Origin of the sequence: Streptomyces sp. MMG1533 (assembly GCF_001279775.1) — a bacterium.
Lineage (GTDB): Bacteria > Actinomycetota > Actinomycetes > Streptomycetales > Streptomycetaceae > Streptomyces.
This window is the reverse complement of sequence record NZ_LGDG01000237.1, coordinates 64,043-76,253: the sequence shown is the minus strand read 5'-3', so window position 1 is coordinate 76,253 and position 12,211 is coordinate 64,043. Positions and strand designations below refer to the sequence as shown.

9 protein-coding genes are annotated in these 12,211 nt (G+C 69.7%); 5 read left to right on the top strand and 4 right to left on the bottom strand.

The features are described 5' to 3' along the window. Nucleotides 1-13 precede the first annotated feature (13 nt). From nuoL to recQ, 4 genes are all read left to right on the top strand, one after another. Nucleotides 14-1,987 carry an NADH-quinone oxidoreductase subunit L gene (gene nuoL / locus ADK57_RS30650; protein WP_053752868.1) on the top strand — a complete coding sequence of 658 codons (1,974 nt, stop codon included), beginning with the start codon at nt 14-16 and terminating at the stop codon, nt 1,985-1,987. Nucleotides 1,988-1,992: 5 nt separating this feature from the next. Beyond that, a complete protein-coding gene (locus ADK57_RS30645; RefSeq protein WP_053752867.1) occupies nt 1,993-3,564 on the top strand; it encodes an NADH-quinone oxidoreductase subunit M in 1,572 nt (523 codons plus the stop codon). After that, on the top strand, nt 3,561-5,210 hold the full coding sequence (gene nuoN, locus ADK57_RS30640; RefSeq protein WP_053752866.1) for an NADH-quinone oxidoreductase subunit NuoN: 1,650 nt from the start codon (nt 3,561-3,563) through the stop codon (nt 5,208-5,210). Before ADK57_RS30645 ends, nuoN begins: the two co-directional genes overlap by 4 nt. Before the next feature lie 302 nt (nt 5,211-5,512). After that, nucleotides 5,513-7,504: a DNA helicase RecQ gene (recQ, locus tag ADK57_RS30635; protein WP_053752865.1), complete on the top strand. Its 1,992-nt coding sequence runs from the start codon at nt 5,513-5,515 to the stop codon at nt 7,502-7,504. 379 nt (nt 7,505-7,883) lie between these two features. Here recQ and ADK57_RS30630 read toward each other — a convergent pair whose 3' ends face one another. The 3 genes from ADK57_RS30630 to ADK57_RS30620 all read right to left on the bottom strand — a co-directional run bounded on the left by ADK57_RS30630 (nt 7,884) and on the right by ADK57_RS30620 (nt 11,117). After that, a complete protein-coding gene (locus ADK57_RS30630) occupies nt 7,884-8,822 on the bottom strand; it encodes a M56 family metallopeptidase (protein ID WP_053752864.1) in 939 nt (312 codons plus the stop codon). 232 nt (nt 8,823-9,054) lie between these two features. Further along, nucleotides 9,055-10,383, bottom strand: a complete 1,329-nt coding sequence (fahA, locus tag ADK57_RS30625; protein ID WP_053752863.1) for a fumarylacetoacetase — start codon at nt 10,381-10,383, stop codon at nt 9,055-9,057. A gap of 116 nt (nt 10,384-10,499) precedes the next feature. Next, nucleotides 10,500-11,117 (bottom strand): hypothetical protein, encoded by a 618-nt coding sequence (locus tag ADK57_RS30620; protein WP_199830723.1) that lies wholly within the window; start codon nt 11,115-11,117, stop codon nt 10,500-10,502. A 126-nt stretch (nt 11,118-11,243) separates the two neighbouring features. Between ADK57_RS30620 and ADK57_RS30615 the strand changes: the two genes are divergently transcribed. Next, nucleotides 11,244-11,705 carry a carboxymuconolactone decarboxylase family protein gene (locus tag ADK57_RS30615; RefSeq protein ID WP_053752862.1) on the top strand — a complete coding sequence of 154 codons (462 nt, stop codon included), beginning with the start codon at nt 11,244-11,246 and terminating at the stop codon, nt 11,703-11,705. Between the two features lie 38 nt (nt 11,706-11,743). Here ADK57_RS30615 and ADK57_RS30610 read toward each other — a convergent pair whose 3' ends face one another. Further along, nucleotides 11,744-12,154: a hypothetical protein gene (locus tag ADK57_RS30610; RefSeq protein ID WP_053752861.1), complete on the bottom strand. Its 411-nt coding sequence runs from the start codon at nt 12,152-12,154 to the stop codon at nt 11,744-11,746. Nucleotides 12,155-12,211: the final 57 nt, after the last annotated feature.

Genomic DNA, 12,211 nt, shown 5'->3' with positions numbered 1-12,211 from the left:
GGGTCGCTGAACCGTGACTAACGCTGAGAACCTGATTGCGCTGCTGGTGGCGGCGCCTCTGCTCGGAGCGGCCGTACTGCTGTGCGGCGGCCGGCGTCTCGACGCCGTCGGCCACTGGATCGGCACGGCCCTCGCCGCCGTCTCCTTCGTGGTCGGCGTCGTGCTCTTCGCCGACCTGCTCGGCAAGGACGCCGAGCACCGGACGCTCACCCAGCACCTGTTCAGCTGGGTGCCGGTCGAGGGCTTCCAGGCCGACGTCGCCTTCCGTCTCGACCAGCTGTCGATGACGTTCGTGCTGCTCATCACCGGCGTCGGCTCGCTGATCCACCTGTACTCCGTCGGGTACATGGAGCACGACGAGCGGCGTCGCCGTTTCTTCGGCTATCTGAACCTGTTCCTCGCGGCGATGCTGCTGCTCGTCCTCGCCGACAACTACCTGCTGCTGTACGTCGGCTGGGAGGGCGTCGGTCTCGCCTCCTACCTGCTGATCGGCTTCTGGCAGCACAAGCCCAGCGCCGCCACCGCCGCGAAGAAGGCCTTCCTGGTCAACCGCGTCGGCGACATGGGCCTGTCGATCGCCATCATGCTGATGTTCACGACCTTCGGGACCTTCGCCTTCGGCCCGGTGCTCGGCACCCTCGAGGAGCCGGGGCTCGTCGGCGGCGCGAGCGAGGCCACGCTCACCGGCATCGCCCTGATGCTGCTGCTCGCCGCCTGCGGCAAGTCCGCCCAGGTGCCGCTGCAGTCCTGGCTCGGGGACGCGATGGAGGGCCCGACCCCGGTCTCGGCCCTCATCCACGCCGCGACGATGGTGACCGCGGGCGTGTACCTGATCGTCCGTTCCGGCGCCATCTTCAACGCGGCGCCCGATGCGCAACTGGTCGTCACCATCGTCGGTGCGGTCACGCTCCTGTTCGGTGCGATCGTCGGTTGCGCGAAGGACGACATCAAGAAGGCGCTGGCCGGCTCGACCATGTCGCAGATCGGCTACATGGTCCTCGCCGCGGGCCTCGGCCCCATCGGCTACGTCTTCGCGATCATGCACCTGGTGACGCACGGCTTCTTCAAGGCCGGGCTGTTCCTCGGTGCCGGCTCGGTCATGCACGGCATGAACGACGAGGTCGACATGCGCAAGTACGGCGGCCTCAGGAAGTACATGCCGGTCACCTTCATCACCTTCGGCCTCGGCTACCTCGCCATCATCGGCTTCCCCGGTCTGTCCGGCTTCTTCTCCAAGGACAAGATCATCGAGGCGGCCTTCGCCAAGGGCGGCACCGAGGGCTGGATCCTCGGCGGTTGCGCCCTGCTGGGCGCGGCCATCACGGCGTACTACATGACGCGCGTGATGCTGCTGACGTTCTTCGGAGAGGAACGCTGGCGTCACACCAAGACGGCGTCTCCGGCCGAGCCGGGTGTGGAGCCCGCCGCCGCACACCACGGCGAGCACGCCGAGCCGCACCCGCACGAGTCGCCCAAGTCCATGACGATCCCGATGATCGTGCTGGCCTTCGGATCGGTCTTCGCGGGCGGCCTGTTCAGCGTCGGCGACCGCTTCCTGCACTGGCTGGAGCCCGTCACCGGGCACGACCACGGGCACGCCCCGGTCAGCGCCCTGACGGTCACCCTCGCCACCATGGTGGTCCTGGTGATCGGTGTGGCCGCGGCCTACCTCCAGTACGGGCGCCGTCCGGTCCCGGTCGTCGCCCCGCGCGGGTCGCTGCTCACCCGGGCCGCCCGGCGCGACCTGCTCCAGGACGACTTCAACCACGTGGTCCTCGTCCGCGGCGGAGAGCACCTCACGCGCTCCCTGGTGTACGTCGACCACACCCTGGTCGACGGCGTCGTCAACGGCACGGCGGCCTCGATGGGCGGCCTCTCCGGGCGGATGCGCAAGCTGCAGAACGGCTTCGCGCGGTCGTACGCGGTCTCGATGTTCGGCGGCGCGGCGGTCCTTGTCGCCGCGACCCTGCTGATGAGGGCGGTCTGATACCGATGTCCTTTCCCCTGCTGACAGCGACGGCGGCGCTCCCGGCCCTCGGGGCGGTCGCCACGGCCGCCGTACCGGCGGCGCGGCGCACCGCCGCCAAGTGGCTGGCGCTGCTCGTCTCGCTGGCCACACTCGCCCTCGCAATCGTCGTCCTGGTCCGCTTCGACCCCGACGGTGACCGCTACCAGCTCACCGAATCCCACTCCTGGATCAAGGACTTCGGGGTCAGGTACGAGCTGGGCGTGGACGGCATCGGGGTGGCGCTTCTTGCGCTGACCGCGCTGCTGATCCCGTTCATCATCCTGGCGGGCTGGCACGACGCCGACCCGCTGGAGACCGGAAACAAGCGGTGGCGGCCCACTCAGGGCTTCTTCGCCCTGATCCTGGCCGTCGAGGCGATGGTGATCATCTCCTTCGAGGCCACCGACGTCTTCCTCTTCTACATCTTCTTCGAAGCCATGCTGATCCCGATGTACTTCCTCATCGGCGGCTTCGGGGACCGTGCCCACGAGCACGGCGAGGAGGCGGCGTCGACGCAACGGTCGTACGCGGCGGTGAAGTTCCTCCTCTACAACCTGGTCGGCGGCCTGATCATGCTGGCCGCGGTGATCGGCCTCTATGTGGTCGCCGGGAACTTCAGCCTCCAGGAGATCGCCGAGGCACGGGCCAACGGCTCGCTCGACATGGCGACCAACACCGAACGCTGGCTGTTCCTGGGCTTCTTCTTCGCCTTCGCGGTGAAGGCGCCCCTGTGGCCGCTGCATACCTGGCTGCCCAACGCGATGGGGGAGGCCACCGCCCCGGTCGCCGTCCTCATCACCGCGGTCGTCGACAAGGTGGGCACGTTCGCGATGCTCCGCTTCTGCCTCCAGCTGTTCCCGGAGGCGTCGAAGTGGGCGACGCCCGTCATCCTCGTACTGGCGCTGATCAGCATCGTCTACGGGGCGCTGCTCGCGGTCGGCCAGCGGGACATCAAGCGGCTGGTGGCGTACGCGTCGATCTCGCACTTCGGGTTCATCATCCTGGGCATCTTCGCGATGACCAGCCAGGGGCAGTCCGGCGCGACGCTCTACATGGTCAACCACGGCATCTCGACCGCCGCGTTGATGCTGGTGGCCGGCTTCCTGATCTCGCGACGCGGCTCTCGGCTCATCGCCGACTACGGCGGGGTGCAGAAGGTCGCTCCGGTCCTTGCCGGCACCTTCCTGATCGGCGGCCTGGCGACCCTGTCGCTGCCCGGGCTCGCGCCGTTCGTGAGCGAATTCCTGGTCCTGGTCGGCACGTTCGCGCGCTACCCGGTGATCGGGATCATCGCCACCTTCGGCATCGTGCTCGCCGCGCTGTACGTCCTCGTCCTCTACCAGAGGACGATGACGGGGCCGGTGAAGCCCGAGGTCGCGACGATGCCCGACCTGAGGGTGCGGGAACTCGTGGTCGTCGCCCCGCTGGTCGTACTGCTGATCTTCCTGGGCGTCTACCCGAAGCCCGTCACGGACATCATCGACCCCGCGGTCAAGCAGACGATGTCCGACGTACAGAAGAAGGACCCCCAGCCCGAGGTGGAGGCGGCCAAGTGAGCGCAGTAGCCGTCCACAGCCTGTGGACAACCGCGGCCGAACCGATCGCGAAGATCGACGCGCCGCAGTTCGAATACGGACAATTGTCGCCCACCTTGATCGTCGTCGGCGCGGCGATCATCGGGGTGCTGGTCGAGGCGTTCGTCCCGCGAAAGTCCCGTTACTACGTCCAGATGTTCGTGTCCGTCGTCGCGCTCGTCGCCGCCTTCGCCGCGGTCGTCGCGCTCGCCGCCGACGGATACGCCACGACCAAGGCGCGCATCGCGGCGATGGGTGCGATCGCGGTCGACGGGCCGGCCCTCTTCCTGCAGGGCACGATCCTGCTGGTGGCCCTGGTCGGTCTGTTCACCTTCGCCGAGCGGCGGCTCGACCCGGAGGCGCACGGCAACCGCGTCGACTCCTTCGCCGCGCAGGCCGCCTCCGTGCCGGGCAGCGACAGCGAGAAGGCCGCGGTGAAGGCCGGGTTCACCACCACCGAGGTGTTCCCGCTCCTGCTGTTCGCCGTCTCCGGCATGCTGATCTTCCCGTCGGCCAACGACCTGCTGACGCTCTTCGTGGCCCTGGAAGTCTTCTCCCTCCCGCTGTACCTGCTGTGCGCGCTGGCCCGCCGCAAGCGGCTCATGTCGCAGGAGGCCGCGGTCAAGTACTTCCTGCTCGGCGCGTTCGCCTCCGCGTTCACGCTGTTCGGCATCGCGCTGCTGTACGGCTACGCGGGCTCGATGTCGTACGCGACGATCGCGCAGGTCGTCGACGGCCAGGTCCAGACCGTCAACCCGGCGCTCGCGGACACCATGGGCAACGACGCGCTGCTGCTCGTCGGCGCCGCGATGCTCGTCATGGGTCTGCTGTTCAAGGTCGGCGCGGTGCCGTTCCACATGTGGACACCTGACGTCTACCAGGGCGCGCCCACGCCGGTGACCGGCTTCATGGCGGCGGCGACGAAGGTGGCCGCCTTCGGCGCGCTGCTCCGGGTCCTGTACGTCGTCCTGCCAGGCCTGCGCTGGGACTGGCGGCCGGTCATGTGGGGCGTCGCCATCGTCACCATGCTCGGCGGTGCGATCGTCGCGATCACCCAGACCGACATCAAGCGGCTGCTGGCCTACTCGTCAATCGCCCACGCGGGATTCATCCTCGCGGGTGTCATCGCGGCCACGCCGGACGGGGTGTCGTCGGTCCTCTTCTACCTGGCCGCGTACTCGTTCGTGACGATCGGCGCGTTCGCGGTGGTGACCCTGGTGCGGGACGCGGGCGGCGAGGCGACGCATCTGTCCAAGTGGGCCGGTCTCGGCCGTCGTTCACCGCTGGTGGCGGCCGTGTTCGCGGTGTTCCTGCTGGCCTTCGCGGGCATTCCGCTGACCTCCGGTTTCGCCGGGAAGTTCGCCGTGTTCAAGGCGGCGGCGGAGGGCGGCGCGGCCCCGCTGGTCGTGGTCGGTGTGATCTCGTCCGCGATCGCGGCCTTCTTCTACATCCGCGTCATCGTGCTGATGTTCTTCAGCGAGCCGCGGCCCGAGGGACCGACCGTGGCCGTGCCGTCGCTGCTGACGACGACCGCGATCGGGGTCGGCGTGGCGGTCACGCTGGTGCTCGGTGTGGCGCCGCAGTACTTCCTCGACCTGGCCAACCAGGCGGGAGTGTTCGTGCGCTGACCTGCGGTGCTTGTTCGGTGGGCCCCGGTTTCCCTCGTGGGAGCCGGGGCCCGTGCGTGTGTGGTCCGGGGCGGGTGTGTGTGGTCCGGGGCGGGCGTGTGTGCTCCGGGGGGTGGGCATTTCATCGGCGGGTTGGGACCCCCGGTCGGCATGTCCGGTCGTCGTGGGCGCGGCATGTGACGGAGGCCATTGGGCGGAGTACGGAGCGTTGCCGGACCAGCCTGTGGATAACTCCGGCGGTGTCAGTCCGGACCCCTATCGTGGGGGCAGTGGTCGAGGGACGACGTACGGGGGACACGGCAATGGGCGGGACGGGCGGTATCAGCGAGATGCCAGGGATGATCGAGAGCGAGGCGCTGGCCGCGCTGCACCGCATCTTCGGGTACGAGGCCTTCCGCGGTGAGCAGGAAGCGGTCATCGAGCATGTGGTGGCCGGCGGTGACGCCGTGGTCCTCATGCCGACCGGTGGCGGCAAGTCGCTGTGCTATCAGATCCCGTCCCTGGTCAGACCCGGTACGGGCATTGTGGTCTCGCCGCTCATCGCGCTGATGCAGGACCAGGTGGACGCGCTGCGGGCGCTCGGCGTGCGCGCGGGGTTCATGAACTCCACGCAGGACTTCGGCGAGCGGCGGGTGGTGGAGGCCGAGTACCTGGCCGGTGAGCTGGACCTGCTGTATCTGGCGCCGGAGCGGCTGCGGCTGGACTCGACGCTGGACCTCCTGTCGCGGGGGAAGATCGCGGTCTTCGCCATCGACGAGGCGCACTGCGTGTCCCAGTGGGGCCACGACTTCCGCCCGGACTATCTGTCCCTCTCACTGCTCGGCGAGCGCTGGCCGGACATCCCGCGGATCGCGCTCACGGCGACGGCCACGGACGCGACACACCAGGAGATCACCCAGCGGCTGAACATGCCGACGGCCCGCCACTTCGTGGCGAGCTTCGACCGGCCCAACATCCAGTACCGGATCGTGCCCAAGGCCGACCCCAAGAAGCAGCTGCTGGGCTTCCTGCGCGAGGAGCACGCGGGCGACGCGGGCATCGTCTACTGCCTCTCGCGCAAGTCGGTGGAGGCGACGGCCGAGTTCCTGTCCCGCAACGGCATCGAGGCGGTGCCGTACCACGCGGGACTGGACGCGGGCACGCGCGCCGCCCACCAGTCCCGCTTCCTGCGGGAGGACGGCCTGATCGTGGTCGCGACCATCGCCTTCGGCATGGGCATCGACAAGCCGGACGTCCGCTTCGTCGCCCACCTCGACCTGCCCAAGTCGGTCGAGGGCTACTACCAGGAGACAGGCCGCGCCGGCCGCGACGGACTGCCGTCCACGGCATGGATGGCGTACGGGCTCAACGACGTCATACAACAGCGCAAGATGATCCAGTCGAGCGAGGGTGACGAGGCGTTCCGGCGCCGGGCCGCGGCTCACCTGGAATCGATGCTGGCGCTGTGCGAGACGGCCCAGTGCCGGCGCGGGCAGCTCCTCGCCTACTTCGGCCAGGACCCCGACCCGGTGGGCTGCGGCAACTGCGACACGTGCCTCACGCCGCCGGAGACCTGGGACGGCACGGTCGCGGCCCAGAAGGTGCTGTCGACGGTGGTGCGGCTGCAGCGCGAGCGCGGGCAGAAGTTCGGCGCGGTGCAGATCGTCGACATCCTGATGGGGAAGCGCACGGCCAAGGTCATCCAGTTCGACCACGACCAGCTGTCCGTGTTCGGCATCGGCGAGGAACTCTCCGAGGGGGAATGGCGCGGCGTCGTGCGGCAGTTGCTCGCGCAGGGGCTCCTCGCGGTCGAGGGGGACTACGGCACGCTGGTGCTCACCGAGGCGAGCGGGTCGGTGCTGCGGCGGGAGCGGGAGGTGCCGCTGCGGAAGGAACCGAAGAAGGTGGCCACCTCGCGGTCGGCGGCGGGGTCGTCGGGTTCCGGGCGGGGAGAACGCAAGGCCAAGGCCGCGGTCGCCGAGCTGCCCGAGGCGCTGGTGCCGGCGTTCGAGGCGTTGCGGGCATGGCGGGCCGAGCAGGCTCGGGAACACGGAGTTCCGGCGTATGTGATCTTCCATGACGCGACACTCCGGGAGATCGTGACGGTATGGCCCACGTCCGTGGCACAGCTGGGTGGGGTCAGCGGGGTCGGCGAGAAGAAGCTGGTGACCTATGGGGAGGGCGTGATCGGGGTGCTCGCCGGCCTGGACGGGTCTCCCGGGGGCGCTGCGCCGGGCCCGGAACGTGACGCGGACCCGGGCGCGGACGACTGGCCGGAGATGGATGCGGAGCCGGAGCCGGAGGACTGGATATAGAAGCGGGCTCCGGCACCGCCACAGGGCTCGTGCCGCGTATGCCCTGACATCCGCATCGGAGTCGGCCGTTGCTGTGGCCAGGGCCGCGCGGGCGTCCTCGGTGCTCGCGTGCCGGGTCAGTGCCAGCACCGCCGCCTTGCGGACGTCGGGGTGCCGCCTGCGCCCACCCGTGCCGCCCCAGCGGCACGACTGCCCGCAGCTGGACGGCAGCGACTGCCCGCAGTCAGACGACACGGCTGCCCGCAGTCATACGGCAACGACTGCGCGCAGCCACACGGCACGACTGCCCGTAGTCAGACGGAGTCGGCCGCTCTCGGTCAGATGGTGTCGGCGCTCTCGGTCAGATGGGGTCGGCTGATCGCAGTTGGGGTGGCCCGGGTTACGACAGTGCCGTCAGGCCTGGCGCGAAGGTGATCAGGAGCGGGAGTAGCGGGACCAGGGTCGCCACCGTCGTCGTAAGGGCTCGGTGGCGGGGGCCCAGGCGGGGCTGGGGTTCCAGGAGGCGGCCCACTCGTTCGCCGAGGAGGCGGTGGGTGGAGGCGCAGGAGAGGACGCCTCGGTGTTGGTTCAGTTCGATGAGGGCCAGGGCCGTGGTCAGGTGGCCGCAGCGGCGGGAGGCCGTGTCATCGGCGGAGAGTTCGACCAGGCGGTGGGTCTGGTCGCAGAAGTGGGCGAAGAGCGGGATACGGGGGAAGCCGGTGGCGAGGGCGGTGGAGAGGTGGAGCAGCCAGTCGTGGCGGGCGCGGGCGTGGCCGCGTTCGTGGGTGAGGACCGCGTCCAGTTGGTGGTCGGTGAGGCGGTGCAGGGCGCCGGTCGTGACGATCAGCTGGGGCGGGCTGCCGGGCATCCACCAGGCCTCGGGGTACTCGTCCTCCAGCACGAGGAGAGGGCCGCGAGCGGCGGGTAGCCCTGCCGGCAGGTCGGGGGCGCGTTCGCGCAGCTGGGCGTGGGCCTGGCCTCGGCGTCGGCGGGCCTCGACGAACTCGCGGACGAGCATCGCGGTCGTCCAGGCGGCCCCGCAGGCCAGCAGCAGGGTGAGGGCGGCGGCCCAGGGCGGGGCGGCGGAGAGGTCGTACGCAGCGGTCACGGCGGGCGGCGCCGGAGCGAAGACATGGTCGCGGACCGTGTGGAACACCGCCGCCGTGCCCAGCACCAGGGCCGCCAGACAGCACAGCAGGACGGTGGCGACCAGGCACTGCCACACCCACAGTGCGACCACGGGGTCCCGCTCGGGCCACGCGGCCCGGGTCAGCGCGCGCGGAACCGGCACGGCGGCCGCCAGGGCGACGGCGCTCAGCAGCAGCAGGCAGACAGTCATGCCACGGGCTCCGGATCCTGGTCGGACGACTCGGAAGACTCGGCAGACTCGGAGGAGTCGGCAGAGTCGGAAGAAACGGCTGCTATGGGTGCACGGTGCACAGAGCGCACAGTGCGCATAGGGCAAGCACCGCACGGGCGGTGCGGGTGGCAACGGTGTCGTGCCCGCAAGCCACGCCGCCCGTCGCCAGTATGACGGCGGCGGGCGGTGTGCGGCAGGTGTCGGAAGTCGTTCAGTGGGGTGCGGGGTGGGATGCGGACGGCACCACCCGGCCGGTGACCTCCCCCAGTCCCACCCGGACGCCGTCCGGGCCGGGGGCCCAGGCCGACAGAGTCACCACGTCGCCGTCCTCCAGGAACGTCCGCTTGCCGTCGGGCAGTTCGAGGGAGTCACGGCCGTTCCAGGTCAGCTCCAGCAGCGAACCCCGTTCGTGCTCGGAGGGGCCGCTCACCGTGCCGGAGCCGTACAGGTCGCCGGTGCGCAGGGAGGCGCCGTTGACGGTCATGTGGGCCAGCTGCTGGGCGGCCGTCCAGTACATGCTGGAGAAGGGAGGTTCGGAGATGACGTGGCCGTTGACGGCGACCGAGATGCGCAGGTCGTAGCCGCCGGGTTCGTCGTCCGTGTCGTCCAGGTACGGCAGCAGCGGGTGCGTGCGCTCCGGGGGTGTCACCCGTGCCGACTCCAGGGCGTCCAGCGGGGTGATCCACGCCGACACCGAGGTGGCGAAGGACTTGCCGAGGAACGGGCCGAGGGGGACGTACTCCCAGGCCTGGAGGTCGCGGGCGGACCAGTCGTTCAACAGGCACAGCCCGAAGACGTGCTCGCGGAAGTCGCCGAGTGTGACCGGCTCGCCCATCCGCGAGGGCGCACCGACCACGAAGCCGACCTCGGCCTCGATGTCCAGGCGGACGGAGGGCCCGAAGACGGGCGCCGGGTCGGAGACAGCCTTTCGCTGGCCCGCCGGGCGCACGACGTCCGTGCCGGACACCACGACCGTGCCGGAGCGGCCGTGGTAACCGATCGGCAGATGCTTCCAGTTGGGGGTCAGGGAGTCGGCGGCGTCCGGGCGGAAGATCTGGCCGACGTTCCGGGCGTGGTTCTCGGAGGCGTAGAAGTCGACGTAGTCCGCCACCTCGAAGGGGAGGTGCAGGGTCACCGAGGACAGGGGGTGGAACAGCGGCTCGATGGCCTCGCGGTGCGACGGCACCGTCACCCATGCCGTCAGCGCGCGCCGTACGTCCGACCAGGCGGTGCGGCCGGCGGCGAGCAGCGGGTGCAGGGAGGGCCGCGCGAGGAGGGAGACGTACGGCGAGCCGAGGGCCGCTGCCGCCGCGCCCGCGTCCAGGACGTGGTCACCGAGTCGGACACCGACCCGCCGGTCGACGGAACCGGAAGGACCAGAAGGGCCGGAAGGACCGGAAGCACCGCCCGAGCGGGAGCCGGCGGAACCAGAAGAACCGGCGGAACCGGCAGAACCATCGGATCCGGTGAGCGAGAACACGCCGTACGGGAGGTTGTGCGTGCCGAAGGGGTCGCCCTCGGGGACATCGAAGGGGGGCATGGGTGCTGCCTCACTCTCGTGCGTACCGTGCGTTCGATGTGGTCGCGCCACACACTGTCGGGCCACACGTTACGGCTGTGTTGCCTGCCTTGGGCAGGCTGCACGCCTTCCGCCGATCACGCCCCCTCGGCCGCCCGCTGCCAGGCCAGGAAGTCTTCGATCAGCTCGGGAGGGTTGGCCGCCTCGGTGGCCTCGATCTCCCAGCCGGGGCAGTCCATGTCGAAGACGACGACGGGAAGGCGGCGGCCGAAGAGTTTCTCGATACGGCCGCTCGCGTGGAGGTGACGGGCGAGGTCGATGCAGGCGTCGTAGAAGTGGAGGCGCAGGAGGTCGCACTTGGCGTCGATCTCGTCGTCCTCACCCACCTTCATGAGGTCGTGCTCGCCGTCGTACCAGATGCCGAGCCGCTTGACCTCGTCCTCGTGCAAGGGGCTGCCGGCCGGGTCCTCGGGGACGTTGCCCAGCATCTCGAAGCCGTCGAGGAGCCAGCAGGCGTAGTTCCAGCGGGCCTCGCCGGGGTCCTCCGGTTGCTTCTCCCGCTCGTACTGGCTCTCGGTGTTGTAGCCGATGGCCACATACGGGTGGCGGTCGTCGTAGTCAATCCGCCAGATGCGGAAGGAGAGGGCGTAGATCTCGGGCCGCAAGGGCGGGGGGAAGCGTTCCAGGATGCCGGCGGCGGACTCCCGCAGATGGGCCTGGAAAACGCTCGGAAATTCTTCCGGCCGACCTGTCACAACCTGTGCCTCCGCTCCGTCAGTGCAGTGAGACCGACAACGAGAACGCCCGAGAACGCACGAGAACGCCCGAGGCGACCGAGAACGACCGAAACGATCGAGAACACCGACACAGGAGGCAGCACCATGCAGGCTCGGATGACGAACCCGGCGTACGTCCTTCCCGGCGCCATGAAGGGTATCGGCACCATGTTCCAGGCGATCGGCGAGAGCGGGCTGTCGCAGGAGGTGGCGGAGATCGTCGCGCTGCGCGCCAGCCAGATCAACGGCTGCAGCGCCTGCGTCCACGGCCATGTGCACAACCTGCGCAAGGGCGGGGCGAGCGAGGAGCGCATCGCGGCCGTCGCCGTCTGGCGCGAGGCCCCCTACTTCTCCGACGCCGAGCGGGCCGCGCTCCAGTTGACCGAGTCGGTCACCCGCCTCGCCGACCGCTCCCACGATTCGGTGCCGGACGAGCTCTGGGACGAGGTCGCCGACCACTTCGACGAGAAGGAACTGTCGGCGCTCATCCTCACCATCGCCCTCACCAACTTGTTCAACCGCATCAACACCACCATCAAGGAGCCCGCGGGGACGACCTGGGGGTGACCGGAGAGCGTCGGTCCGGGCTTCGGCCCGGACCGACGTCACGACGTGCAGACGTCCTTCAACTGGTCGGCCGCCGCGTCGATCTTGCTGGTGTCCGGGTCGGTGTCGCCGTTCAGGATGGCCTTGTTGTAGTCCTTGATCGCCTGGTTCAGGTCGTCGGCCGCCTTGTCGACCTTGCTGTCGTCCGTGTCGTCGTTGATCTTGTCGAGGTTCTTCTCGATCGTGTCGATCGACTCGTCCGTGCGCGAGGGGTCCTCCGCCGCGTCCCGGCCCGCGTCGTGGATCGCCTTGAGGCTGTCGGAGATCGTGTCGGCGTTGGACACGCAGTCCAGCGAGTTGTCGAAGTCGTCGGGGTCGCAGGCGGTGGCGAGCCCCGCGGTCAGGGCGACGGCGGCCACCGTGGTGGCGATGCTGGTGATACGGCGGCGGCGCGTGCGGTTCGCGGACATTGGGCCGGTCCTTTCGTAGAGGATCTCTGCCCCTTACGATCCCGTCGCCCGCCCGCC